This window comes from Roseovarius salis (assembly GCF_044472985.1).
Lineage (GTDB): Bacteria > Pseudomonadota > Alphaproteobacteria > Rhodobacterales > Rhodobacteraceae > Roseovarius > Roseovarius salis.
Genome location: NZ_JBISDG010000001.1, coordinates 67055 through 92221, shown reverse-complemented (window position 1 = coordinate 92221; position 25167 = coordinate 67055). Strand labels below are relative to the sequence as shown.

Annotated in this window: 26 protein-coding genes and 1 tRNA gene; 16 read left to right on the top strand and 11 right to left on the bottom strand. The window is 66.8% G+C overall.

Going from position 1 to position 25167, the window contains the following annotated elements; all coding sequences use genetic code 11:
- Window positions 1-25 precede the first annotated feature (25 nt).
- A complete protein-coding gene (locus tag ACH13J_RS00460) occupies window positions 26-718 on the top strand; it encodes a metal-dependent hydrolase (RefSeq protein WP_397541338.1) in 693 nt (230 codons plus the stop codon).
- A 13-nt stretch (window positions 719-731) separates the two neighbouring features.
- Here the strand turns inward: ACH13J_RS00460 and ACH13J_RS00455 are convergent, their stop codons facing one another.
- Window positions 732-1181, bottom strand: coding sequence for a deaminase (locus ACH13J_RS00455; RefSeq protein ID WP_397541392.1), 450 nt, complete (start codon window positions 1179-1181; stop codon window positions 732-734).
- 62 nt (window positions 1182-1243) lie between these two features.
- On the opposite strand from ACH13J_RS00455, the gene ACH13J_RS00450 reads away from it, so the two are divergent.
- Window positions 1244-2038 (top strand): pseudouridine synthase, encoded by a 795-nt coding sequence (locus tag ACH13J_RS00450; protein ID WP_397541337.1) that lies wholly within the window; start codon window positions 1244-1246, stop codon window positions 2036-2038.
- Here ACH13J_RS00450 and ACH13J_RS00445 read toward each other — a convergent pair.
- On the bottom strand, window positions 2025-3047 hold the full coding sequence (locus ACH13J_RS00445) for a helix-turn-helix domain-containing protein (protein WP_397541336.1): 1023 nt from the start codon (window positions 3045-3047) through the stop codon (window positions 2025-2027). The two genes, ACH13J_RS00450 and ACH13J_RS00445, sit on opposite strands and share 14 nt — an antisense overlap.
- Window positions 3048-3145: 98 nt before the next feature.
- Here ACH13J_RS00445 and dtd point away from each other — a divergent pair, with 98 nt between their 5' ends.
- The 4 genes from dtd (at window position 3146) to ACH13J_RS00425 (ending at window position 6568) form a co-directional block, all read left to right on the top strand.
- A complete protein-coding gene (gene dtd, locus ACH13J_RS00440; RefSeq protein WP_397541335.1) occupies window positions 3146-3583 on the top strand; it encodes a D-aminoacyl-tRNA deacylase in 438 nt (145 codons plus the stop codon).
- An 842-nt stretch (window positions 3584-4425) separates the two neighbouring features.
- The gene (locus ACH13J_RS00435) at window positions 4426-4791 is read left to right on the top strand and encodes a helix-turn-helix domain-containing protein (protein ID WP_397541391.1); all 366 of its coding nucleotides are present in this window, start codon (window positions 4426-4428) and stop codon (window positions 4789-4791) included.
- A 403-nt stretch (window positions 4792-5194) separates the two neighbouring features.
- Complete coding sequence (locus ACH13J_RS00430) at window positions 5195-5833, top strand: hypothetical protein (RefSeq protein ID WP_397541334.1); 639 nt, start codon at window positions 5195-5197, stop codon at window positions 5831-5833.
- Window positions 5834-6055: 222 nt separating this feature from the next.
- Complete coding sequence (locus ACH13J_RS00425; protein ID WP_397541333.1) at window positions 6056-6568, top strand: DUF2244 domain-containing protein; 513 nt, start codon at window positions 6056-6058, stop codon at window positions 6566-6568.
- 3 nt (window positions 6569-6571) lie between these two features.
- Here the strand turns inward: ACH13J_RS00425 and ACH13J_RS00420 are convergent, their stop codons facing one another.
- A complete protein-coding gene (locus tag ACH13J_RS00420) occupies window positions 6572-7030 on the bottom strand; it encodes a GatB/YqeY domain-containing protein (protein ID WP_397541332.1) in 459 nt (152 codons plus the stop codon).
- Between the two features lie 173 nt (window positions 7031-7203).
- Here ACH13J_RS00420 and carA point away from each other — a divergent pair, with 173 nt between their 5' ends.
- Both carA and ACH13J_RS00410 read left to right on the top strand, forming a co-directional pair.
- Window positions 7204-8352, top strand: coding sequence for a glutamine-hydrolyzing carbamoyl-phosphate synthase small subunit (gene carA / locus ACH13J_RS00415; RefSeq protein ID WP_397541331.1), 1149 nt, complete (start codon window positions 7204-7206; stop codon window positions 8350-8352).
- Window positions 8353-8445: 93 nt separating this feature from the next.
- Window positions 8446-10386, top strand: coding sequence for a glycosyltransferase family 2 protein (locus ACH13J_RS00410; protein WP_397541330.1), 1941 nt, complete (start codon window positions 8446-8448; stop codon window positions 10384-10386).
- On the opposite strand, the gene ACH13J_RS00405 is transcribed toward ACH13J_RS00410, so the two are convergent.
- Window positions 10327-10971: an FCD domain-containing protein gene (locus tag ACH13J_RS00405; protein WP_397541329.1), complete on the bottom strand. Its 645-nt coding sequence runs from the start codon at window positions 10969-10971 to the stop codon at window positions 10327-10329. The two genes, ACH13J_RS00410 and ACH13J_RS00405, sit on opposite strands and share 60 nt — an antisense overlap.
- A 113-nt stretch (window positions 10972-11084) precedes the next feature.
- On the opposite strand from ACH13J_RS00405, the gene ACH13J_RS00400 reads away from it, so the two are divergent.
- From ACH13J_RS00400 to ACH13J_RS00390, 3 genes are all read left to right on the top strand, one after another.
- Window positions 11085-11729 (top strand): pyrimidine 5'-nucleotidase, encoded by a 645-nt coding sequence (locus ACH13J_RS00400; RefSeq protein ID WP_397541328.1) that lies wholly within the window; start codon window positions 11085-11087, stop codon window positions 11727-11729.
- Between the two features lie 93 nt (window positions 11730-11822).
- A complete protein-coding gene (locus ACH13J_RS00395; RefSeq protein WP_397541327.1) occupies window positions 11823-12044 on the top strand; it encodes a hypothetical protein in 222 nt (73 codons plus the stop codon).
- Between the two features lie 61 nt (window positions 12045-12105).
- Entirely contained in the window at window positions 12106-13308 is a 1203-nt protein-coding gene (locus ACH13J_RS00390) for a UbiH/UbiF family hydroxylase (RefSeq protein ID WP_397541326.1), read from the top strand.
- 55 nt (window positions 13309-13363) lie between these two features.
- Here the strand turns inward: ACH13J_RS00390 and ACH13J_RS00385 are convergent, their stop codons facing one another.
- The 3 genes from ACH13J_RS00385 to ACH13J_RS00375 all read right to left on the bottom strand — a co-directional run bounded on the left by ACH13J_RS00385 (window position 13364) and on the right by ACH13J_RS00375 (window position 15478).
- Window positions 13364-14491 (bottom strand): aminotransferase class V-fold PLP-dependent enzyme, encoded by a 1128-nt coding sequence (locus ACH13J_RS00385; protein ID WP_397541325.1) that lies wholly within the window; start codon window positions 14489-14491, stop codon window positions 13364-13366.
- 76 nt (window positions 14492-14567) lie between these two features.
- Window positions 14568-15026: an Lrp/AsnC ligand binding domain-containing protein gene (locus ACH13J_RS00380; RefSeq protein ID WP_397541324.1), complete on the bottom strand. Its 459-nt coding sequence runs from the start codon at window positions 15024-15026 to the stop codon at window positions 14568-14570.
- Window positions 15023-15478 (bottom strand): AsnC family transcriptional regulator, encoded by a 456-nt coding sequence (locus ACH13J_RS00375; RefSeq protein ID WP_397541323.1) that lies wholly within the window; start codon window positions 15476-15478, stop codon window positions 15023-15025. Before ACH13J_RS00375 ends, ACH13J_RS00380 begins: the two co-directional genes overlap by 4 nt.
- Before the next feature lie 130 nt (window positions 15479-15608).
- On the opposite strand from ACH13J_RS00375, the gene ilvC reads away from it, so the two are divergent.
- Window positions 15609-16631, top strand: a complete 1023-nt coding sequence (gene ilvC / locus ACH13J_RS00370) for a ketol-acid reductoisomerase (RefSeq protein ID WP_397541322.1) — start codon at window positions 15609-15611, stop codon at window positions 16629-16631.
- A gap of 85 nt (window positions 16632-16716) precedes the next feature.
- Window positions 16717-17655, top strand: coding sequence for an EamA family transporter (locus ACH13J_RS00365; protein WP_397541321.1), 939 nt, complete (start codon window positions 16717-16719; stop codon window positions 17653-17655).
- Here ACH13J_RS00365 and folP read toward each other — a convergent pair.
- The 3 genes from folP to ctaD all read right to left on the bottom strand — a co-directional run bounded on the left by folP (window position 17652) and on the right by ctaD (window position 21533).
- A complete protein-coding gene (gene folP / locus ACH13J_RS00360; RefSeq protein WP_397541320.1) occupies window positions 17652-18668 on the bottom strand; it encodes a dihydropteroate synthase in 1017 nt (338 codons plus the stop codon). The genes ACH13J_RS00365 and folP overlap by 4 nt on opposite strands.
- An 81-nt stretch (window positions 18669-18749) precedes the next feature.
- Window positions 18750-19679 carry a dihydroneopterin aldolase gene (locus tag ACH13J_RS00355; RefSeq protein ID WP_397541319.1) on the bottom strand — a complete coding sequence of 310 codons (930 nt, stop codon included), beginning with the start codon at window positions 19677-19679 and terminating at the stop codon, window positions 18750-18752.
- 180 nt (window positions 19680-19859) lie between these two features.
- Complete coding sequence (ctaD, locus tag ACH13J_RS00350) at window positions 19860-21533, bottom strand: cytochrome c oxidase subunit I (protein ID WP_397541318.1); 1674 nt, start codon at window positions 21531-21533, stop codon at window positions 19860-19862.
- A gap of 331 nt (window positions 21534-21864) precedes the next feature.
- On the opposite strand from ctaD, the gene ACH13J_RS00345 reads away from it, so the two are divergent.
- On the top strand, window positions 21865-22239 hold the full coding sequence (locus ACH13J_RS00345) for a hypothetical protein (protein WP_397541317.1): 375 nt from the start codon (window positions 21865-21867) through the stop codon (window positions 22237-22239).
- A 64-nt stretch (window positions 22240-22303) separates the two neighbouring features.
- Here ACH13J_RS00345 and lipB read toward each other — a convergent pair whose 3' ends face one another.
- Entirely contained in the window at window positions 22304-23095 is a 792-nt protein-coding gene (lipB, locus tag ACH13J_RS00340) for a lipoyl(octanoyl) transferase LipB (protein ID WP_397541316.1), read from the bottom strand.
- A gap of 55 nt (window positions 23096-23150) precedes the next feature.
- On the opposite strand from lipB, the gene ACH13J_RS00335 reads away from it, so the two are divergent.
- Both ACH13J_RS00335 and ACH13J_RS00330 read left to right on the top strand, forming a co-directional pair.
- Window positions 23151-24758, top strand: a complete 1608-nt coding sequence (locus ACH13J_RS00335; RefSeq protein ID WP_397541315.1) for a peptidoglycan-binding protein — start codon at window positions 23151-23153, stop codon at window positions 24756-24758.
- Window positions 24759-24905: 147 nt separating this feature from the next.
- Window positions 24906-24992 (top strand) — tRNA-Leu (locus ACH13J_RS00330).
- Window positions 24993-25167 lie beyond the last annotated feature (175 nt).

The window sequence follows — 25167 nt, the reverse complement described above, 5'->3', positions numbered from 1 at the left end:
CTGGAGCGAAACATAGGAGGTTCTCATGCAAATCACATGGCTCGGACACGCATCCTTCAGGATCGCGATCGGTGGAAAGGTCCTGCTCATCGATCCGTGGCTCGACGGCAACCCGGTGCTGCCCGAGGCAAGCCACGAGGCGGCGCTCGAAGGGGCGACGCATATCCTGCTAACCCACGCGCATTTCGACCATGCCGCGGAGCTGCCGGGGCTCGCGCAGAAGCTCGGCATTCCCGTTCTGGGCCAGTTCGACCTGATGTCCCACTGGGAGGAGAAGGAAGGGATCGAGGCCGTCGGCTTCAACAAGGGCGGCACGGTCGATCTGGACGGCGTCAGGATAACGATGGTGCATGCCACCCATTCCAGCAGTTTCGGTGGCGAGAACGGCCCCCACGTCCCCGGCACGGAATGCGGCTACATGATCGCGGGCGAGGGGCGCACGGTGTATGTCTCGGGCGATACCGACGTGATGGCGGACATGAAGGTGTTCAACGACCTGCACGCGCCGGATATCGGCATCCTCTGCGCGGGGGGGCATTTCACCATGGACATGAAGCGCGCGGCCTATGCCGTGAAAACCTTCTTCGACTTCAAGACCGTCATCCCGTGCCATTACAAGACCTTTCCGTTCCTTGAGCAGTCTGCCGAGGCGCTGGCCAAGGCGCTGCCCGGGGTGGACGTCATCGAGCCCGAGGTGATGGAGCCCATAACCCTGTGACCTGCCGCGGCGGTCAGCGGCGTGCCGCGAAGAATTCCCTCAGCAGCGCCTCGCACTCCGCGGCGGCGAGACCGTCATAGACCTCGGGGGCGTGGTGGCATTGCGGGTGGATGAAGACGCGGGCGCCATGGGCCACGCCGCCCGACTTGGGGTCCGCAGCGCCGTAGTAGAGCCGCGCGATGCGGGCGAAGGAGAGGGCCGCCGCGCACATCGGGCAGGGTTCCAGCGTCACCGTGAGGCTGTGGCCCGGCAAACGCTCGCTGCGCGCGGCGCAACAGGCCGCGCGCAGGACAAGGATCTCGGCATGGGCGGTCGGATCGTTCAGTTCGCGCGTGCGGTTGCCCGCCCGTGCCACGATGCGGCCCCGCGGGTCCGACAGTACCGCGCCCACCGGCACCTCGCCGCGCGCCGCGGCGGCCCGCGCCTCCTGCAGCGCGATATCCATGTGCGAGGTGAAGCTCATGCCCCTGAGTGCACCGCGCATCCTGCTTTCGCAAGGGCAGGGTTTGCGGTAAGCGCCCTGTCATGAGCAAGACGACACCAGATGGCGAGCGCGTTGCCAAGGTCATCGCCCGTGCCGGGCTGGCCAGCCGGCGCGAGGCGGAACGCATGATCGCCGCCGGGCGGGTGGCCGTGAACGGCCGCGTGATCGACCGGGCGGCGCTGAACGTGACGGAAAAGGACACGGTCAGCGTGGACGGCAAGCCGGTCGGGGCCGCCCCGCCGCCGCGTTTGTGGCTCTACCACAAGCCCGCCGGCCGCGTGACCAGCACGCGCGACGAGCAGGGCCGGCCGACCATCTTCGACGATCTGCCCGAGGACATGCCGCGGGTCCTGAGTGTCGGGCGGCTCGACCTGAACTCGGAGGGGCTGTTGCTGTTGACCAATGACGGGGCGATCAAGCGGCGGCTGGAACTGCCTTCGACCGGCTGGCGGCGGCGCTACAGGGTGCGGGTCAAGGGACGGCCGGCCGACGATACCTTCGAGCCGCTGCGCGCGGGGCTGGAGCTGGATGGCGAGCGGTTCCAGCCAATGACGGTGACGCTGGACCGGCAGCAGGGCGCGAATGCGTGGGTCACCGTGGCGATCCGGGAGGGAAAGAACCGCGAGATCCGCCGCGCCATGGAGGCGGTGGGCCTGACCGTGAACCGCCTGATCCGCGTCTCTTACGGCCCCTTCCAGCTGGGCCAGCTCAAGCCCGGCGCCGTGGAAGAGGTGCGCCCGCGCATCCTGCGCGACCAGCTCGGTCTGGACGCGCCCGAGGCCGAACCATCCGGCCGGCAGACGCCGAAGCGCACCCGCCGGTCTAGACGCCGGTGATCGTCTTGACCCAGCCCTTGCGATAGGCGCTGGGCGACTTGCCGTAGCGTTTGCGGAACCTCTGCGAGAGTTGCGACGAACTGGCAAAGCCAGTCGCGGCAGCAATTTCCGCCACGGTCATGTTGGTCTCGTTCAAAAGCGCGTGTGCCCGCGTGACGCGCAGGTCGAGGTAGAACTGCGCCGGCGTCACCGTGATGTACCGGCGGAACAGCCGTTCCAGCTGGCGCCGGGACAGGCCGATATGGCGGGCCACCGCGGCCGTCCCGACGGGCTCCTCGAGATTGTCGCGCATGAACTCCACCGCCGCGATCAGGCGGCGGTTGCGGCTGCCGATCGCAGCGGCATAGGCAGAGCGTTGCGGGATCGCGCGGTTATCGGACCGGCCGTGCAGGCACATGTCCGCGACGATGGTGGCCAGATCGGCGCCGTGGTCGCGCTCGATGATTTCCAGCATCATGTCCGTGGCCGCGCTGCCCCCGCCGCAGGTGAAAAGCCCGTTGTCGGACTCGTAGAGCGTTTCCGTGGGGGCGAGCGCGGGGAACGTTTCGGCAAAGGCGGGCTGGTTTTCCCAGTGCAGGGTAAAGCGGCGCCCTTCCAGCAGGCCGGCCCGCGCCAGCGCGAAGGCACCGGTGCAGATGCCGCCGACATTGCGCCCGAAGGCGCGCTGCCGGCTGATCCATGACACCGGCCGCGCCGTCAGCGTCTCCAGCGGCTCGATCCCGGCGCAGACAAAGGCCGCGGCCCCGCGCGGCACGTCGCGCAGCGGGGTGTCGGGGGTGATCGTGACGCCGCAGGAACAGGTGACCGGGGCGCCGTCGGCGGTCATCACGTACCAGCGGTAGAGCTCCTTTCCCGCCACCTGGTTGGCCACGCGCAGCGGCTCCAGCGCGGAGGTGAAGGCCAGCAGCGTGAGCTTTGGCAGGAGCAGGAAATAGTAATCCCGGGGCGGGCCGTCATAGGCCACCCGGAAGCTGGCCGCGCCGCGCGGGACGAAGCTGCGGTTGTCCATGCATCTGCTCTAGCACGCGCGGTGGCCAAGTCCAGACCGCCCTTGCGCGGTGCGCCCCGGTGGGGCATGGCTCTGGCGGGAAAAAGGGGGAATTCCGGATGAGGGCATTGCTACAGCGGGTCACGCGGGCCTCGGTCACGGTCGGGGACAGGGTCATCGGGCGCACGGGGCCCGGGCTGTTGATCCTCGTCTGCGCGATGCAGGGCGACGCCGACGCACAGGCCCGCCAGATGGCTGCCAAGATCTCGAAACTGCGTATCTTTCCGGACGGGGAGGGGCGGATGAACCGCTCGGTTCTCGACATGGGCGGCGGGGCGCTGGTGGTCAGCCAGTTCACGCTGGCGGCCGACACCGCGCGCGGCAACCGGCCCGGCTTTTCCGCCGCCGCCCCGCCGGAGGAGGGCGCGCGGCTCTACGAGCTGTTCGCGGCCGAACTGGCCGGGCAGGGGGTGCCGGTGGAGACCGGGCAATTCGGCGCCGACATGCAGGTGGAGCTGGTCAATGACGGGCCGGTGACCATCTGGATGGAGTCGTGAGCGCGCCGGAGAGGCGCCGCGCCGGGTAACGGCCTTGCATTGCGGGCGTTGGCGGGTCGGCAGCGGGTCGGGGTCACGTCGGTATCACGTCGGTGCCGGGGTCGACGGGGCGCGGGATGAATGCGCCGCGCGGCCCGCAACGCCACGAGATGTGGGGTGGGGGCGGAGGCGTGGGAGTGACGGGGAGCAACGCGGGACGGACGGTTGCACCCTTGGGATTTGCGCGTGTGGTATCGCACAGGAAGTGCAGGGGGCGGAAGTTCGCTGCACACGCATAATTGTCTCCTCGATTTCAACAAGACGGATATTAACTGAACGACATGCCATGTAGAGGTTCCGTACAAGGATTTATGCGCCTTCGCACCAGAATTTGCGGCATTGCGAAGTGGGCACCACAAGGCTTAGAGATAAAATATTGCTAAAAGTGATACCGTACTTGCAACCCGGATGGTTTGGTCCTATATTGAATACCGTGATGAACCTTTCGTATGCAGAACCCGACGAGTCCTGGGGCCAGAGGCCCTGTGAAGGCTTAGTGCCTTCGTCTCTCACCTGCGTCTCGGAACGGGGGCTGGCCGCGCGCCGCACCCATCCGGGGTTGGGTGCGGCATGTAAAGGGTCAAACGCCGCTGATCTGCTTCCTCATTCCTACGGGGGCCACCTGAGGCCGGAATCGAGGAGTAAAAGCCATGCGAAAGAAAGACGTTCAGCACCAGCGGCGGCATCGCAAGAAACCTTCAAGGCGGCGGTTCGTTTGGATCGTTGTGACCATAATTGCTCGCTTGTTGAGCATGGACTGGGACTTCTGGGAGTGATCCCGGAGGTTTTGAAGGTTGGCGGCGGTGACCCTTTCACAGCCCAAGGGTTACACCATGCCTGAAACAAAAAAGCCAATGATCAACGAAGCACTGACGCTTGCGCGCCTCTACTGGGGTTACTCTCAAGTTGAAATGGCTGAAATGCTTGGACTATCGCAGGCGATGGTCTCCGAAATCGAACGTGGGTCTAAGGCGGTCACCATCGAAACCCTGAACAGGTACAGCGAAGTGTTGCGTGTGCGAAAGTCACAGCTCATGTTTTTTGCCGAAGAGATCGAAGGTGAAGCCCCAATTCGGCGAGGACGACTGATCGTGGCTCGGAAAGCACTCGATCTCCTCGAAAAGCTAAAACCTGCGGACTTCGACATTGCCAAGACGACGAGTTCATAAATCATATGAACGCTATGACCTGACGCGGTCCCCCTTTGCGCAAAGGCCAACGCAGAGGGACATCGCTAAGCTCGTCAAGGAAACTAGAGACGATCTGCGAAGGTTTGCGACACCCCGCTTCAAGGAACAATTCCTTGTACGCCGAGAAATTGATTCAGGCGGCAAGACCCGACAACTTGTTTACCCCGTGTCGTACCTGCGGGCCGTCCATGAGCGGCTGAAGTTTCACTTCAATAAGATAATCCAGCCCAGCTACCTGATGAGTCCTCGCAAGGATCGGTCACAAAGAGACAATGCCGCCGCACACCTGAACGCTCAGCAATACCTCACTCTAGATATCAAGCAGTTCTACCCCTCAACGACTTTGAGTATTATCCGAAAGTCGCTTGTGGATCAGTTTGGGATGGAGAGCGACGTTGCTGGTCTGATCGCACATGTTGCGACTGCCGATGAGCAAGTATGCTTCGGCTCACCTTTGACACCGGTTCTTGCAACCCTTGTGCATCGTCCGATGTTTGATGCCATCGCTGATCTCTGCGCGGAGTTCGACCTGGATCACAGCATTTGGGTCGATGACATTACGATTTCTGGAACTCGTATTCCAGGAAGCTTCATTGCCAGAGTCCGTCAGATTATCTCCTCTAGTGGGCTGAAATCGCATAAGTTTCGATACCGTACCGGGAATAAAGTCGTTTTCATAACTGGTGTAGGCATCGTTGGCAGCAATTTAGTTGTTCCAAGGCGGGTGGAGTTGCGATCCAAGGAGCTTTGGAAGGAATTTCAGCTTGCCAGAAGCCTTGATGATATCGACACCGCCTCCGCGCGTCTCTTGGCGCACCTTGGCGGCATCAGGCACGTCGTTGGTAAGACTTCCATGCGGGGGCAAAAGATATCCAACGAGATGAACTCGATCCGACAGAAACGTGAAAAGGCGTTCCGCTTAAATACTGAACGCTTGGTTAAGGAAAGTTCCGGTGGGCGCTTGCTGACACCAGAGGAGCAAGAAGCCCGTAAGGAGGAGATCGCGCAAATTCCATTTTAGGTTTTTTCGCACGCGCGAATTCAGCCTGAATTGGATCACATACCGGCCGCGAAAGGCCGCTTTGGGTAGCTGCGGCGCAGCAATTACAACTTGTTTTAAAGGTGCGGATTGGGCAGGTCTCCACCGCTTGACCCCCGCGATGGCCCTCGGTCTTGCAAAGCCCCCCGCATATCGCCCACCCCGCCCCTTTTCCTTTCCGGCGGGCGTATTACACTCCGCCCCATGCCGTATGAATGGAGCGAGTCGGACACCGTGACAGGCGTGGAGCGCCGTCTTTGCGCATGGCCGCACCGGTCGTTGCCGCGCCGGGGTTTCGCGGCGTTCATCCTCGCCACCTTCACGCTCATCACCATCCCGCTCTACCCGCTGCTGGGGACGGTCGTGCTGTGGGGGCTGCTGCCCTTCCTGCTGCTGGCCGTGGGCGGCATCTGGTGGGGGCTGGAGCGGTCCTATCGCGACGGGGAGCTGCGCGAGGAGCTGACCATCGATCCCGAGCATGTTCACCTGCGGCGCACCGACCCGCGCGGCGCGGTGCGGGAGTGGGACTGCAACAGCTACTGGGCCACGGCGCAGATTCACGCCACGGGCGGGCCGGTGCCGCATTACCTGACGCTCAGGGGGAAGGGCCGCGAGGTGGAACTCGGCGCCTTCCTGTCGGAGGACGAGCGCAAGACGCTGTTCGCCGAGGTGTCCGAGGCGCTGGCAATGGCGGCCCGGCCGGGGCCGGCCGTGTAAGCCTCAGCCGAGCCGGTCCTTGACCATCGGGCCCACCGCGCCGAAATCCATCTGCCCGGTGTAGCGTTCCTTGAGCTGGTTCATGATCCGGCCCATGTCTCGGATCGAGGTGGCCCCGGTCTCGCGGATCGCGGCGTCCACCGCGGCGCTGACCTCCTCCTCGCTCATCTGGCGCGGCAGAAACTCGGAGATCACCTCCATCTCGTGCTGCTCGCGCTCGGCCAGGTCCAGCCGCCCGCCCTCCTCGTAGGCGCGCACGCTTTCCTGCCGCTGCTTCACCATCTTGCCGAGGATGGCAAGGATGTCGGCCTCCTTTAGCTCGTTGTCGCCGTCGGCCGTGCGCCGCGCGATGTCCTGGTCCTTGATCGCGGCGTTGATCAGCCGCAAGGTGGCCAGACGGGCGCTGTCCTTGTCCTTCATCGCCTGTTTCAAGGCGTCGTTGACTTGCTCTCGCAGTCCCATGCCAATGCATCCCCGTGGCCGGTCACAAGTTGGCGACCCTACCCCAAGTCGCGGCCAGTGACAACATGCCGAGGGCGCGGCGCGGCCGCCGCGCGGGGCCGCGATGCCGCTTGACCATGCGCCGGGGGCGCCATAGGTTCGCGGCGATTTCGGTTTCCGGAGAATCCCCGTTCATGGCCCAGCTGTCCCGTCCGCGCCCGACCGCCTGTCTCGCCCTGGCTGACGGCTCGCTGTTCTACGGGCACGGTTTCGGCGCCGTCGGGCAGGTGACGGCCGAGCTGTGCTTCAACACCGCGATGACCGGCTACCAGGAGATCATGACCGACCCGTCCTATGCCGGGCAGGTGGTGACGTTCACCTTTCCGCATGTCGGCAATGTGGGGGTGAACCCGGAGGATGACGAGACCGCCGATCCCGTCGCCGACGGGATGGTCGTGAAATGGGATCCCACCGAGCCCAGCAACTGGCGCGCGAGCGAACCGCTGTCCGACTGGCTGGCGCGGCGCGGCCGCGTGGCGATCGGCGGGGTGGACACGCGGCGGCTGACCCGCGCCATCCGGCAGCAGGGCGCCCCGCACGTGGCGCTGGCGCATGATCCGGAGGGCCAATTCGACGTCGCGGCGCTGGTCGCGGCCGCGCGCGGTTTCGCCGGGCTGGAGGGAATGGATCTCGCCCGTCAGGTGAGCTGTGCCCAGTCCTACCGCTGGAACGAGATGCGCTGGGCGTGGCCGGATGGTTATGTCCGCCAGACGCAGGCGCGGCACAAGGTCGTGGCCGTCGACTACGGCGCCAAGCGCAACATCCTGCGCTGCCTTGCCAGCGCGGGGTGCGAGGTGACGGTGATGCCCGCCACTTCCACCGCGCAGGACGTGCTGGCCCAGGATCCCGACGGCGTTTTCCTGTCCAACGGTCCCGGCGACCCGGCGGCGACGGGAGAATACGCCGTGCCCATGATCCGGGGCGTGATGGACAAGGGGCTGCCGGTGTTCGGTATCTGCCTGGGCCACCAGATGCTGGCGCTGGCGCTCGGGGGGCGGACGGTGAAAATGAACCACGGCCATCACGGCGCGAACCACCCCGTCAAGGAGCTCGCGACCGGCAAGGTCGAGATCACGTCGATGAACCACGGCTTCGCGGTCGACAGCCAGACCCTGCCCGAGGGGGTGGAGGAGACGCATGTCTCGCTCTTCGACGGGTCGAACTGCGGCATCCGCGTCTCGGGCCGGCCGGTCTTTTCGGTGCAGTATCATCCCGAGGCCAGCCCCGGCCCGCAGGACAGTTATTACCTGTTCGAGCGCTTCGCCGCCTCCATGGCCGGCTGAGACCCGGCGTCGAGGCGTTTCAAGTATTTGTTTACGCTTCGTTAACCATGAGTGCGCATCCTCGCTGCCAGAAACTCGTGCGAGGCGAGGGCGATGGGCGTTTCAGAACTGCGGCACCTGGAGCTGCCGGACGACGTGTTGGCCGAGGCGGGTCATTCGCTGGACCGTGACCTTGTGCGGCGCGGCGCCGTGGCGGCACAGGACATGGCCCGTGCCCGCGTGGTGCAACGCGCCTGCGACACCACCATTGACCGGGTGCTGACCGCCGAGGGGCTCGTGCGGCGCCAGGACGTGCTCGAGGCGCATGCCAGGCGTTTCCGGTCGCGACAGCTCACGACGCCCGATCTCGCCGGGCTTGAGGCGTATCCCGTCACCGTTGCCCCCGAACTGCTCCTGCGCCATGCCGTGCTGCCCGTGACCGACCGGGACGGGGCCCGCGCGCTGGTGTGCAGTGATCCCCAAAACCGCCGCGCCATGCTGCCCCACCTGCCGCCCGCGCTGGCGGAGGCGCGCGTGCTGTGGGCGCCGCGGACCGTGGTGCAAGAGCGGATCGCCGCGTTGCACCGGCCGGCCCTTGCCGCCGCGATGGTCACGCGCGTGCCGGAGGGGGAAAGCTGCCGCTCCTGGGGGCGGCGGCCCGTGCGCCGCGTCGCGGTGGTGGCTGCCGGGCTGATGGTGATGGCCGCCGTCACCGTCATGTTCCCGCAGGCCGTGCTTGCCGGCCTCGCGATCTGGGCGGTGGTTACGCTGGTTGTTTCCGCCGTGTTCAAAACGCTCGCCTTCTCTGCGCAGCTTGTTACGCGGGACCCGGAGGCCGGGGCGGGGCCGCGCGACGACGGGGCGCCGCTGCCGCGCGTGTCGCTGCTTGTCCCGCTGTTCCGCGAGCCGGAAATCGTGCACGCGCTGGTGGCACGGCTTGGCCGGTTGACCTACCCCAAATGCCTGCTGGACGTGGCGCTGGTGCTGGAAGAGGAGGACGCGGCGACGCGCCGGGCGCTCGCCGCCATCGACCTGCCGCCATGGATCCGCCCGGTCGTCGTGCCGGACGGGCAGCCGCGGACGAAACCAAGGGCGATGAACTATGCGCTCGACTTCTGTGAGGGCGATATCATCGGCGTGCTGGACGCCGAGGACGCGCCGGACCCCGACCAGATCGCGCAGGTGGCCCGACGGTTTCACGCGGTGCCGCCGGACGTCGTCTGCCTGCAGGGTTACCTCGATTACTACAATCCGCGCCAGAACTGGATCGCGCGGTGCTTTTCCATCGAGTACGCTGCATGGTTCCGGCGCCTGCTGCCCGGCATGGCGCGGCTGGGCTTCGCGATCCCGCTGGGGGGCACCACGCTCTATTTCCGCCGGGACGCCCTGGAAAAGCTGGGCGGGTGGGATTCCCACAACGTGACCGAGGATGCCGATCTGGGCTTTCGCCTCGCGCGGCACGGCTACCGGACGGAAATGCTGGCCACCACGACGGAGGAAGAGGCCAACTGTCATCTGTGGCCGTGGGTCAAGCAGCGCTCGCGCTGGCTCAAGGGGTACATGACCACCTACCTCGTGCACATGCGCCGGCCACGGCGGTTGCTGCGGCAACTGGGCGGGTGGAGGTTCCTGGGGTTCCAGGCCCATTTCGTCACCGCGCTGTCGCAGGTCATCCTTGCGCCGGTGCTCTGGTCCTTCTGGCTGGTGCTGCTCGGGCTGCCGCACCCGCTCGACCCGTATGTTTCGCGCGGCATGATGACGGCGCTGGGGTCGGGGTTTCTCGTGGTGGAGGTGATCAACCTTGCCATCTACGCCTCCGCCGTGACGGCCTCGCGCCACCGCCACCTGATGGCGTGGACGCCGACGATGCATTTCTATGCGCCGCTCGGCGCGGTAGCGGCCTACAAGGCGGTGTACGAGCTGGCGCTGAAACCCTTTTTCTGGGACAAGACGCGCCATGGCCTGTCGCTGGGAACGGTGCCGGTGCACCGGCCGTCAAACGGTGCTCTCGACCTCTCCGGAGTCGAGCTTGAGCCGCGTCACGAACGCCTTTGAGATATGAGCGCGCAGCGCCTCGCCGGCCGTGTCGGCATCATGGGCCTCGATCGCCGTGACGATCGCGTCATGCTCGCGCAGCGCGTCCTCGTCGCGGCCCGCCGCCGCGAGCGAGGTGGTCGCCATGAGCGCCATGGACCGGTGCACGAGGTCCAGCTGCTGGACGAGGAAGCGGTTGTGCGAGGCCAGGTGGATCTGCTTGTGAAAGCGCCGGTTGGCGCGGGCCATGGCCTGCGGGTCGCCGATGAGCCTGCGGTCATCCTCCACCATGTCGCGCAGCACGCGGACCTCTTCCTCGGTGGCGTGCCGCGCGGCAAGGCTGGCGGCCAGCCCCTCCAGCTCGGCCCGCACCACGTAGAGCTCCGCCAACTGGTTGTGATCGAGCGAGGCGACGATCAGGCTGCGCCCGTCGCGGGTCAGCAGGGATTGCGTCTCGAGCCGCTGCAACGCCTCGCGTATGGGGGTGCGCGACACGCCGAACCGCTCCGCGAGGTCGCTTTCGACGAGGCGGTCGCCCGGCTTGTATAGCCCCATGTCGATCGCCTCAAGGATGAGCGTGTAGGCGTCTTTGATCGGCGCTTTCATCTGGTTCATGTCCCCGTGGCCCGTGCCGTTGATCCCGGCAGCTTACGCGGCGCGCGCCCCGGCGATCAAGCCTCGCCATTGCACGCGGTGTCGCAGCCACCTATTCTTTGAGCATGCCCAAACAGCACTTCTTGCATGTCGCGGCGTGGGTGTTCGACCTCGACAACACGCTCTATCCGCCGCAGGCACGGCTCTTCGACCAGATCGAGCGCCGCATGACCGACTACGTCATGCAGACGCTCAAGCTGGATCGCGCGCAGGCCGACCGTCTGCGTCACGCCTACTGGGCGGAACACGGCACCACGCTGGCCGGGCTGATGCAGGAGCACGGCGTCGACCCGGGGCCTTACCTCGCGCATGTGCACGACATCTCGCTCGATCACCTTTGGCCCGACACCGAGCTGCGCGCCCGGATCCGCGACCTGCCGGGCCGCAAGATCGTCTACACCAACGGCTGCGCCCCCTATGCCGAGCGGGTGGTCGAAAAGCGCGGGCTTGGCGGCGTGTTCGACGCGATATACGGGGTGGAACACGCCGGCTACCGTCCCAAGCCGCAGCGCGCGGCATTCGACGCGGTCTTTGCCCGCGACGGCGTCACCCCGCGCCGCGCGGCCATGTTCGAGGACGATCCGCGTAACCTCGCGGAGCCGCATGCCATGGGGATGCGCACGGTGCACGTGGCACCGCGGCGGCACCAGGCCGACCATATCCATCACCACACCGACGACCTGGGCGGGTTCCTGGCGCGCCTGCTGTGACAGACCGCCGCGCTGCGGCAAAATGCACCTTTCGGCCGGGCCGGGCCGTGGGCATGTGACAGGGACAAGATCACCCGAACAGCAAGGCGAGACATGACCGCGACAGACCTTTCCCAACCCGACACGCAGCACGCCAAGGCCCCCTCCAGCCGTGGCGAGGCGCTGCTGGCGGCCAAGATCCTCCTGACCGTGCTGGTCGTTCTGGCCGGCTGGGCGACCAGCGTGATGACATGGGGCATCCCTGGGCTCTACATACCCGCGCTTGCGGCCGTGCCGGTGATGTGGGCCGTTCTGTTACTGATCGTCCGCGGCTGAACTGCGTGGGCTGGCAGACCCGGTCCCGTCGCCCTAGGATACACGAAAAGGGAGCAGGGCCTTGACCGGTTTCGACTGTGACATCGTGGTTTCTGGCGGCGGAGTGGCCGGCCTGTCCGCCGCCTGCGTGTTCGGGCGGGCCGGGTTCCGCGTTGTGTGCGTGGACCCGGCGCCGCCCGTGACAGAGCGCGACGCCGACGGCGCGGACCTGCGTACCACGGCCTTCCTGCAACCCGCGCGCGATCTTCTCGACGAGGCGGGACTTTGGGCGCGTCTTGCGCCCGAGGCCGCGCCGCTGCAGGTGATGCGCATCGTGGATGCCGGTGGCCCGGAACCCGAGCCGCGAATCGTCAAGGAATTCGACGCCGCCGATATCTCCGACCGCCCGTTCGGCTGGAACCTGCCCAACTGGCTGCTGCGCCGGGAGATGGTGGCGCAGCTGGAGACGCTGGAGACCGCCGAGTTCCGCCCCGGCACGGGGGTGGCGTCGCTCTTCACCCGCGAGGGCGAGGCGCGGGTCGGCCTGTCCGACGGGTCGCGGCTGCGCGCCCGTCTGGTCATCGGCGCGGACGGTCGCGACTCCGCGGTGCGGGAGGCGGCCGGTATCGGCGTGAAAACGACACGCTACGGGCAGAAGGCGCTGGCCTTTGCCGTCACGCACCCCGTCCCGCACGAGAACGTGTCGACCGAGATCCACCGGTCCGGCGGCCCGTTCACGCTGGTGCCGCTGCCCGATTACGGCGGGCGCCCGTCCTCGGCCATCGTTTGGATGGAGGAGGGGGCGGAGGCCGCGCGCCTTGCCGGGTTGCCGCAGGATGCGTTCGAGGAGGCGATGACCGCGCGGTCCTGCATGCTGCTGGGCCCCCTGTCCCTGGCCTCGCGTCGGACGGTTTGGCCGATCATAAGCCAGTTGGCGCACCGCATGCAGGCCGAGCGCGTCGCGCTGGTGGCCGAGGCCGCGCATGTCGTGCCGCCCATCGGGGCGCAGGGGTTGAACATGAGCCTTGGCGACATCCGCGCATTGCTGAAGCTGGCACAGGAGGCGCCCGGCCGGCTGGGTGATCGGCGCATGCTGGAGGCCTATCACCGACAGCGTCACTGGGAGGTCATGGCGCGGGTCGGCGGCATCGACGTGCTCAACCGTGCCTCGATGGTGCATGCCCAGCCCCTGCGCGACGCGCGGGCAATGGGGCTGGACATGCTCTATTCGCTGGCGCCGGTGCGCCGGACGCTCATGCAGCTGGGGCTCGGGGCCAGGGGGTAGCCGCTCATCAAGCCCTTGCGGGCTTTCTTCGCGATGACATGCTTGTCGCGACGGCTCAGAGCACCTTGTCGAGCACGTCTCTAAGGCGAGCCTTGGCGCCCTCGACATCGTACAGCTTGTCCAGCCCGAACAGGCCGAGGCGGAAGGTCATGAACCCCTCGGGCTCCTCGCAGGCCAGCGGCACGCCCGCGGCGATCTGCATCCCCTCTGCCGCGAACTTGCTGCCGTTCTGGATGGCCGGATCGGTGGTGTAGCCGACGACGACACCCGGCGCGCCGAAACCGTCGGCGGCGACCGAGGTGACGCCCTTTTCCGCCAGCATGGCGCGAACCCCGTCGCCCAGGGCCCATTGCGCCGCGCGCAGCTTCTCGAAGCCGTATTCGCGGGTTTCCAGCATCGTGTCGCGGAAGGCGCGCAGCGCGTCGGTGGGCATTGTGGCGTGGTAGGCGTGACCGCCGTTCTCATAGGCCTGCATGATCTGGTGCCATTTCTTCAGATCGATGGCGAAGCTGTTGGAGGTGGTGTTTTCCAGCCGCTCCAGCGCCCGGTCGGACATCATCACCAGCCCGGCAGAGGGCGGGGCAGACCAGCCCTTCTGCGGGGCCGAGATGAGCACGTCCACGCCGGATTTTTCCATGTCCACCCACGCGCAGCCCGAGGCGATGCAGTCGAGTACCATCAACGCGCCGACCTCGTGTGCGGCCTCGGCCATCCGCGCCACGTAGTCGTCCGGCAGGATGATCCCCGCGGAGGTTTCCACGTGCGGGGCGAAAACGGCGTCGGGTTTCGCCGCGCGGATCTGCGCCACCACCTCCTCGATCGGGGCAGGGGCGAAGGGGGCCTGCGCCCCGTTGCCGGTCTGGCGGGCCATGCAGACCGTCGTGTCGGCCGTGAACCGCCCCGCGTCGAAGATCTGCGACCAACGGTAGGAGAACCACCCATTACGCACGATCAGCGCATGGGCGTCCGCGCCGAACTGGCGTGCGACAGCCTCCATCGCGTAGGTGCCCCCGCCGGGAACGAGCGCCACGCCCGTGGCGCTGTAGACCTCTTTCAGCATGGCGGAGATGTCGCGCATCACCTGCTGGAATTCCCGGCTCATGTGGTTGAGCGAGCGGTCGGTGAAAACCACGGAATATTCAAGCAGGCCATCGGGGTCGATATCGTCACGCAGGGCGGTCATCGGTGTCTCCTTCGTTTTGGCGGAGTGCTACCGCGCCGCCGACCGCGGTGCAAAGCGATATTCCGCCGCGCAGGCGTCATCCGATGGGGCCGGGGCGGCGCTCTTCGCTCAGCAGCACGTTGGCCTCCACGTCGCCCACGCCGGGCAGCATCATGATCCGGCGTCGCAGCACCCGCTCGAAATCGGGGATGTCGCGGGCCACCACGCGCAGCCTGTAGTCGTAGAGACCCAGGATGTGCTCGACCGTCTGCACCTCGGGTATGGCGGCGACGGCGCGTTCGAAATCGGCGATGCTCACCCGCCCCTTGGTGGCCAGCTTCACCCCGAGGAACACGGTGACACCGAAGCCGAGCCGTTCCAGATCGAGGTCCAGCCGCTGTCCCTTGATCGCCCCGCTCTCGCGCAGCCGGCGGATGCGCCGCCATGTCGCGGGTTGCGACAGGCCCAGCTTGCGCCCGAGCGTGCTTGCGGACTGGCCCGCGTCCGCGCAGAGTTCGCGCAGCAGCCGGCGATCGGTGGTGTCCAGCTCTATCACAGCGGCAAGATCTCGTCGGACTTGATCCGGGCCACATGCATCAGCGCCTCGATGTCGGCGATGTGGGGCAGTTCCAGAATGGCGGTGCGGTAAACCTCCTGGTAATGGGCCATGTCGCGGGCAATCACCGACAGGCGCGTGTCGACGCGGCCGAGGAATGTCTGGATCTCGATGACCTCGGGCACCTCGCGCGCGGCGGCGATGAAATCGTCGAAGGCGCGCGGCGCCGTCTTGTCCAGCGTGATCCGCAAAGAGACCTCGACCTCGTAGCCAAGCGCGCGCCAGTCGATCAGCGCGCGATTGGCCCGGATGACACCGCCAGACCGCATCCGTTCGAGCCGGCGGGCACAGGTCGCCTGCGTCACGCCGGCCATCGCGGCAAGGTCGGCCGTGGGCATGGCCGGGTCGTGCTGGTAGTGGCGCAGTATGCGCCGGTCCGTGTCATCGAGCATGATATTATCGAGGATTCCAATTTCGGAGAATGAATAACACGTTCATGCGCGAATTTAAGCGGGATTTGTTCGGATTTTTCCATCCTGCCGGAAAATATTGCGGGCATACGGACAGTGAAGGGAGAAAACCATGCGTGTCTATTACGATCGCGATTGCGACATCAATCTGGTGAAGGACAAGAAGGTCGCCATCCTCGGCTACGGCAGCCAGGGCCATGCCCATGCGCTGAACCTGCGGGATTCGGGCGCCAAGAACGTCGTCGTGGCGCTGCGCGACGGCTCGGGCAGCGCGAAGAAGGCCGAGGCCGAGGGGCTGCAGGTGATGGAAATTTCCGAGGCCGCGGCGTGGTGCGACCTGATGATGTTCACCATGCCCGACGAATTGCAGGCCGAGACCTATCGCAAGTATGTGCATGACCACATCAAGCCTGGCTCGGCCATCGCCTTTGCCCACGGGCTGAACATCCATTTCGGCCTGATCGAGCCCAAGGAAGGCGTGGACGTCATCATGATGGCGCCCAAGGGGCCGGGGCACACGGTGCGCGGCGAATACGTCAAGGGCGGGGGCGTTCCCTGCCTCGTGGCCGTGCATACCGATGCCAGCGGCAAGGCGCTGGAGCTGGGCCTGAGCTATTGCTCGGCCATCGGCGGCGGGCGCTCGGGCATCATCGAGACCAGCTTCCGCGAGGAGTGCGAAACCGACCTTTTCGGCGAGCAGGCGGTGCTCTGCGGCGGCCTGGTCGAGCTCATCCGCATGGGCTTCGAAACGCTGGTCGAGGCGGGTTATGCGCCCGAGATGGCGTATTTCGAATGCCTGCACGAGGTGAAGCTCATCGTCGACCTGATCTACGAGGGCGGTATCGCCAACATGAACTATTCGATCTCCAACACGGCCGAGTACGGCGAGTACGTCTCCGGCCCCCGGGTGCTGCCCTACGAGCGCACCAAGAAGGAGATGAAGGCGATCCTGAACGACATCCAGAGCGGCGCCTTCGTGCGCGACTTCATGCAGGAGAACGCCGTCGGCCAGCCATTCTTCAAGGGGACGCGGCGCATGAATGACGCCCACCAGATCGAGGAGGTGGGCGAGAAGCTGCGCGCCATGATGCCGTGGATTTCTGCCGGCAAGATGGTGGACCGCGAGAAGAACTGAGCCTGATCAGGTGACATGGCGAGCAGGTGCGGCGCTGCGGCATCGCGCCTGTCTTGCCATTGCATGCAACGGAAGGATGGCGGCGATGACGCGCGCGCAGACATCCGCGGCGCCGGCCGGGCCGGCGCTGTCAGACTGGCTGCTGATCATGCTGCTGGGGCTGCTGTGGGGCGCCTCGTTCATGGGGGCCAAGGTGGCGCTGGCCGATTTCGGGCCGCTGGTGCTGGCGGCCGGGCGGATCGCGCTGGCGGCCGCGGTGCTGGTGGCGGCGATCATTGTCACCGGCCGGCGCCTGCCCGGGCTTCGCGGCGGGCATGACCGCCGCGCGTGGCTGTTCTGCCTCGGCATGGGGGTGTTCTCGAACGCCCTGCCGTTCTTCCTGCTGAACTGGGCGCAGCAGACGGTGGCCTCGGCCTTTGCCGGCATGACCATGGCCAGCGTGCCGCTATTCGTGCTGCCGCTGGCGCACCTGTTCGTGCCGGGCGAGCGGATCGGGCCGGTCAAGCTGATCGGGTTCGTGACCGGGTTCCTTGGGGTGATCCTGCTGATCGGGCCGCGCGAGCTGTTGCAGCTGGACGCCGGTGGCTGGCGCCTGACGCTGGCGCGGCTGGCCTGCGTGAGCGCGGCCTGCTGTTACGCCATCGGGTCGGTGATCACGCGGCGCGCGCCGCCCGTGGACCGGCTGGTGTTCGGCGCCGGGGCGCTGCTGTGTGCGACGGTGCTGATCGCGCCGGTCGCGTTCTGGCTGGAGGACTGGCCGGACACCGTGACGCTGATGCCCGCCATCGGGTTCGTCTATCTCGGGCTCGGGCCGACCGCGCTGGCCACGCTGATCCTGGTGCGGGTGATCCGCAGCGCGGGGCCCAGCTTTCTCAGCCTGACAAATTACGTCGTGCCGCTTTGGTCGATCGGCCTTGGCACGATGTTCCTTGGCGAGACGCTGCCGCCGCTCTTCCTCGCCGGGTTCGCGCTGATCATGGCGGGGCTGGCGGTCAGCCAGTGGCGTGCGATCCTGCGACGCTAGGGGGGCGTTGCAACGCCCCGCGTCGCCGCCTGCCACAGGCGCAGCGCTTCCGCCGTCTCGCGCACGTCGTGGATGCGCAGCATCTGCACCCCCTGTGCCACCCCGGCCAGAGCCACCGCGATCGAGCCGGGGGCGCGGTGGCGGGCGTCCTCGGTGCCGCCGACCGTGCCGATGAAGCGCTTGCGCGATGCCCCCAGCAGGACGGGACAGCCGAGGCCATGGAACAGCGCGAGGTTCTGCAACAGCGCCAGGTTGTGCTCCAGCGTCTTGCCGAAGCCGATACCGGGATCAACGATTACGGCCTCGCGCGGGATGCCCGCGGCCGCCAGCGCCGTCACGCGCTCCTCCAGCCAGTCGTAGATGTCCAGCGCCACGTTGTCGTAGCGCGGGTTCTTCTGCATCACATCGGGCGTGCCCTGTGCATGCATGACACAGACGGGCAGGCTGACCTTGGCGCAAAAGGGGGCGAGGGCGGGATCGAAGGTGAAACCGGCCACGTCGTTGACCAGCCGCGCGCCGGCCTCGTGCGCGGCGCGGGCGACAGGGGCCTTGCGCGTGTCGATGGAAACGGGCGTGTCCACCTGCTCGCGCACGGCCGAGATCACCGGGGCGGTGCGGCGGATCTCTTCGCCGATCGCGACCTCGGTCGCGCCGGGGCGGGTGGATTCGCCGCCGATGTCGATGATGTCCGCCCCGCTTTCGCGCATGGCGGCGGCGTGGGCGATGGCGACTTCGGGATCGAAATGCGCCCCCCCGTCAGAGAAGCTGTCGGGTGTGACGTTGAGGATGCCCATCAGGCGCGGCGCGTCGAAGGACATGCCGGCGATCGGCGCGCGCGCGGCGGTGAGCCTGTCGAGCGTCTCCCGCGGGAGGTCGGCGGCAGGTATCAGCCGCGGCGGTGCATCGCGGCGCAGCACCTCGACGGTGTCGAACCATGTCCAGCCGCCCGCGAGGGGCAGGGCACGCGCGGGCCGGGCGTGGTCGGTGCGGGGTATGGGGCGGTAATAGGTCATTTCGTCGTGTCCCGGGTGGCGCTTATCGGTCCCTTGCGGTCCCTCTTCGCGACGGGCGCCGCGGGGATGGTGCCCAGCCTCTCACAGTCCCGATTGCGCGATGTCCTGCACCAGTACCGGCACGGGCTGGACCGCCGGCGGCGCGGCCCCGATGAGCAGCAGGTCCGACGCCTCGATGTGGCCGGCGAACCACGCCGCCAGCGCAACCGGGTCGTCGGGCCCCGTGGCCGGGCCATCGACGGCGTCGAGCACGATCTTCGACGGCGCCCACACGCTGATCTGGCCGTTTTTCATGGCCCAGTCGAGCTCGGTCCGGGTGCCGACCACCACGCAGCGGTCGTCGCGGCCGGCCAGCACCCACGCGTTCTGTTCCAGCGCCAGAAGATCCACCCGTCGCTGCGTCATCCGGTGGCCGGTCTGCGGGGCGGGGGTATCCGGCAGGCCGAGGCAGAGAATGACCGGCTCGGCCCGCGCCTCGAGCTGGTCGAGCCAGCGCCCGAGGTTGGCAGAGCGGATCGCCGCGTTGCTGAGATAGACCACGTGCGGGTGCGGGGCGGTATCGTGATGGGGGCTGACCGGCTTGGTCCGCAGATCCTCGACGGAGCGGACGATCTCGACGCCGAGCGCCCCGGGGCCGCGGTCGAGTTTCTCGATGCGCACGAAAGTGCGCACGGCCTGCTCTTCCCACAGGATACGCTCGGCGATGCGCTCCGCGAGGGTTTCCAGCAGGTTGAGCCGCTCCTCGGCCAGCGCGGCCTCGATCGCTTCCGTCACCTTGTCATAGGACAGGATGCGGTCGACGTCGTCGTCCACCGGCTCGGCCAGCGGGCGCACCTCGACGACCACGTTGAAGGAGATGCGCTGTGTCGTGCCGCGCTCGGCCTGAAAGGCACCGATCTCGACCTCGACCACGTGATCGCGCACCGAGATGCGATCCAGCGGGCCATCGGGCGCGGTGGCGTCGGCGCGGGCGGCAGGGTGCGCGAAGGCCAGGCGGATCTCGTTCGACATGGGCGTGTCCCTTCTTTTCCGGGCGCGGCTTAGCACGGGCGGACGGCGCGGCGGAAGGCGGAATGCGACCGAACGCGCGGGGGATGCGCCGCGCGTCGGGTATCGGCGCGGCCCGGCCGCGGGGAAAGAAAAGGCCCCGGCGGTGCCGGGGCCTGATCCGTTCGGTGGGGCGTGGGCCGGTCAGTGCGCGTGGCCCTTGTCCCATTCCTCCTGCTTGGGCAGGATTTCGAAGGTGTGCTCCGGCGGGGGCGAGGACACCGTCCATTCCAGCGTGTCGGCGTACTCGTTCCAGTAGTTCGCCTCGGTCACGCGGGCCCCGCGGAAGAGCGAGTAGAACACCACCCCGAAGAAGAACACGAAGGACGCGAAGGCGATGAAGGCGCCGAGCGAGGACCACCAGTTCCAGAAGGCAAACGCCTCGGGGTAGTCGATGTAGCGGCGCGGCATGCCCTGGCGGCCGAGGAAGTGCTGGGGAAAGAACGTCAGGTTGGACCCGATGAACATTGCCCAGAAGTGCACCTTGCCGGCCCATTCGGGATACTGGCGTCCCGTGATCTTGCCGAAGTAGAAATAGATGCCGGCGAAGATGGCGAAGACGGCGCCGAGGCTCATCACGTAGTGGAAATGCGCCACGACGTAGTACGTGTCGTGATAGGCGCGGTCGATGCCGGCCTGGCTGAGCACGATCCCCGTCACGCCGCCCACGGTGAACAGGAACAGGAAGCCGAAGGCCCAGAGCATCGGCGTCTTGAACTCGATGGACCCGCCCCACATCGTGGCGATCCAGCTGAACACCTTCACGCCGGTGGGCACCGCGATGACCATGGTGGCCAGCATGAAGTAGGACTGCTGGGTGAGCGACATCCCCACGGTGTACATGTGGTGCGCCCAGACGACGAAGCCCAGCACGCCGATCGCGATCATCGCCCAGACCATCGGCAGGTAGCCGAAGATGGGCTTGCGGCTGAATGTGGCGATGACGTGGCTGATGATGCCGAAGCCCGGCAGGATGATGATGTAGACCTCCGGGTGGCCGAAGAACCACAGGATGTGCTGGTAGAGGACCGGGTCGCCGCCGCCGGCCGGGTCGAAGAAGGTGGTGCCGAAGTTGCGGTCGGTCAGCAGCATGGTGATCGCGCCCGCCAGCACCGGCAGGGCCAGCAGGATCAGCCAGGCGGTCACGAAGATCGACCAAGAGAACAGCGGCACCTTGAACAGCGTCATGCCGGGGGCACGCATGTTCAGGAAGGTGGTGATCATGTTGATCGCGCCCAGGATCGAGGAGGCACCCGAGACGTGGACCGCGAAGATCGCAAGGTCCATCGACATGCCGGCCTCGTTGGTGGACAGCGGCGGGTAGAGCACCCAGCCCACGCCGGACCCAAGCTGGCCGTTCCCGCCGGGCGCAAGCATGGACGCGATGCCAAGGCAGGTACCGGCCACGTAAAGCCAGTAGCTGAGGTTGTTCATCCGCGGAAACGCCATGTCCGGCGCACCGATCTGCAGCGGCATGAAGAAGTTGCCGAAGCCCCCGAACAGCGCCGGGATCACCACGAAGAACATCATGAGCACGCCGTGATACGTGATCATCACGTTCCACAGATGTCCGTTGGGCGTGCATTCCCCGGCCGCGGCGGCGGTGAACCGCGCGCCTTCGAGGCACATGTACTGCACCCCCGGCTCCATCAGTTCGAGCCGCATGTAAACGGTAAAGAGAACGGCGATCAGGCCGGCGAGGGCCGATGTCACCAGGTAAAGGATCCCGATATCCTTGTGATTGGTGGACATGAACCAGCGGGTGAAGAACCCCCTGTTGTCCTCATGGCCATGGCCGTGAACGGCTGCATCTGCCATTGGCTGCCTCCTGCTGATACGTCTTCTGGCGCGTGACCGGACGAGTCATGCGCCGGTCGTCATCCGTGTTTCTAGAATGCAACGGGGGGCGGGGCAATGCGAGAGTTTGATCCAGATCAACTAATATTGTCGCACCCCCGCGCGGCCGCGTGCGCCGCGCGATCCCCGCGGCGAGGCCGCAGTCACGATGCGGTCACGCCGGCTTGAGCCGGGGTTCATGATGCCGACGTGCCAATTACGTCGCCCTCAGACCGCGGGGCAAAACCCGGCAAGGGCCGGGCGCCGGCCCCGCGGACAAACCGAATTGCGTAACTTGTGAAAGGAGTTAGCTATGAAACGTATTACTACCCTGACCAGATCGACCGCCATCGCGGGTGTCGCCGCGCTGCTGGCCATGCCGGCGCAGGCGATGACCTGTGCGGACTTCAACCAGATGGAAGAGGACGCGCAGAAAGCAGCGCTGATGGGCATCGAGGCCGGACGCGCCGAAGCGCGTGAAATGGCCCGCAGCGACGCCATGGAAGACGCCGAGGAAGGCGTGCTCGTCACCGAGGACGATGACATGGATGGCGGCCGCGAGGAAAAGCGCGAACGTGCGCGCGGCGTGGATGACGCGATCTTCATGCAGGCGGTCGACGACTGCAAGAACGATCCCGACATGGACGTGACCAGCGCCATGCCGCCCGCAGCCGCGGACAAGTACTAATACCGCGGCTCGCGCAGCCTTTTCAGCCTGGGCGGCCCCTTCGCACGCGGCGGAGGGGCCGTTTTCATGTTCGGGTCCGTTCCAGTGCGAGCGGCGCGAAGACCGTCGGGAACGTCTTGCGCAAGGCCACGTCCACGTCACCCATCTGGACCGGCAGGCCTAGATCGACGAGGCTGGTCACCCCGTGTTCGGTGATGCCACAGGGAACGATGCCCGAGAAATGCTCCAGCTCAGGCTCCACGTTGATGGATATGCCGTGGAAGCTGACCCAGCGGCGCATCCTGATGCCGATGGCGGCGATCTTGTCCTCCTGCTGCCGCCCCGCGGGCGTGAGCGGCTTGTCGTCGCGCACCACCCATACACCGACCCGGCCCGGGCGGATTTCACCCTGCACGTTGAACTGGTCGAGCGTGGCGATGACCCATGCCTCCAGCTGTTCGACAAAGCGCCGGACGTCGCGGCCGCGACGCCCCACGTCCAGCATGACGTAAACCACGCGCTGGCCGGGACCGTGATAGGTGTACTGCCCGCCGCGGCGTGTTCGGTAAACGGGAAAGCGGTCGGGCGTCTTCAGGTCGGCGGGATCGGCCTGCGGCCCGGCGGTGTAGAGCGGCGGATGCTCCACCAGCCAGATGGCCTCGTCAGCCGCGCCGCGCGCGATGGCCGCGGCGCGCGCCTCCATCTCCTGGCAGGCGTCGTCATATCCGGTCAGGCCGGGGGATGTGATCCATTCCACCATGTCGTGCGCCCAATGGCTGTGCTCTGATTCGATCCCGTGCAGGATGAGCGGTTCCCTATAGTATTGGCGGCAAATCGCAAATTCCGCTCCAAAAAGTGCTGCCCGATTCGCTGCCATGCGTGCTAGGCTGCACCGTGAAAAGGATGTTTTGCATGTGTGGAGGATTGCTGAAATGGCATTGAAACGGATCACGGGCGCAGTGGTGATGACGGCCATGCTGGCAGCTCCGGTGCAGCGCGCGCAGGCAGACGAATTCGTCGGCGGGCTTGTCGGGGGGCTGATCGGCGGCGCGATCGGCAGCGGCATCGCCAACCAGCAGCGGCAGAAACAGTCCAGCCGCACGGTATATGTCCAGCCCCGCGCCAGCAGCGCGCAGCGCCAGCAGACCCGGGAAATCCAGACGTCGCTCAACTATTTCGGCTTCAATGCCGGGGTCGAGGACGGCGTCATGGGGCGCAACACGCGCGCCGCCGTCTCGCGCTACCAGGGGTACATGGGCTATCCCGCAACCGGGGAGCTGACCGAGTACCAGCGGACCCTTCTGCTCGGGGCGTATCACCGGGCCGTGGCCGGCGGTCCCGAGGTGACGCGCATCATTTCGCGCTCGGACCAAGGGGCGCGCGCTGTCCTGATCGCGCAGCGCGACGGTTCGGCGGGCCGTCGCACCACGGGGTACGCCGGCCTGCCTTTGGAAGTGTCGCGCGCCGTGGACGAGGTCGCCGAGAGCAGCGACCCGTCGGCCGAGCAGCTGCTCCAGCGGTCGGGTTTCATCCAGCTGGCAGACCTCAACGGCGACGGCAACAACGACTACATCATCGACACGGCGCTGGCGGGTAGCAGCTTCTGGTGCAACGCGTCGCAGTGCAAGACGATGGTGTTCGCCTCGACATCGGACGGCTACCGCCGCAACGACTTGCTGGTGCATCAGCCCACCCCGGACAAGCTCGACTGCATGGGCGGGTCGTGCCGGGTCAAGGCCGCGCCGGCCGCGCAGCCCTCGGGGGACAGCCAGACGCAGATGGCCTCGGCCCCGCAGGCGCAGGATCAAAGCGGCGCCGCCTCCGGGTTGAGCCTGCCCGTGTTCGACACCGCGCCGAAGCAGAAATCGCTGAGCACCTTCTGCGGCAAGGTCAGCCTGCTGACGAGTTCCAACGGCGGTTTCACCAAGGCCGCCGATGTCACCGACCCCGACTTCGCGATCAGCGAGCAGCTCTGCCTGACGCGCACCTACGCGGTGGCGGCGGGTGAGGACCTGATGGCGACGATCCAGGGCGCGGACGACGCGGCGATCCGGCAGCAATGCGATGCCTTCGGCAAGAGCCTCGCCGCGCAGGTTGGCGCGTTGCCCTCGCAACCCGCCAAGAGCGTGCTCGGCGGCGTGAACAAGCTGATCCTCGACAGCGGGATGACGCCGCAGCAGCTGCGCACGACCGCCAAGGTGTGCATGGCCAGCGGGTACAAGGGCGACCGGATGGCGCCGGCGCTGGGCGGCGCGCTGCTGCTGACCGGCCTGGGCGACAGGGCCTATGCCGAACTTGTCGGTCACCACCTGCATGGCGGGTTTGGCACCGCCAAGAGCACGGACATGGCGCTGACATGGTACGAGATGGCGTTCGACGCGCTGGACGGCGGGCAGCCGCCTGCCTTCGCGCCGGGGCAGCCCGAACGCATCGACGTGGTGCGCAAGGCGGCGATGTCGCTATCGGGGCACAGCGGCGCAGCCACGATCCCGGCCTCGGGCGACGATGGCGCGATGCCCGTCTTCACCCTGTCGGAGTGACCGCGCGCGCGGGTCGCGACGCGCCGCGCACCATGGCGCGGCACCCCGGATCGTGCCGCGCCGGCCCGGGGTGCCAAAAAGACGGAAATTTCCCCTTCACAACGCCGCGGCGATTGCGTATATCGCCGCGTGCCTACCGGATCACGTGCGGTCGTGGCGGAATTGGTAGACGCGCAGCGTTGAGGTCGCTGTGGGGTAAAACCCGTGGAAGTTCGAGTCTTCTCGACCGCACCATCACTTTTTCGGTGTTTTCACCGCCACCCGGTATCCTCATCGGTTCCGAATTAAATCTCTGCCGCGTGGTCATGAACAACTGTCGTGTTTGGGCAGCGCGGTACGATGGCGCGAGTGCCCCAGCGGAATTCTGCTTGCACAGGCCGTGCGTCGCCGCGCGCGGCCGGGCCTATGG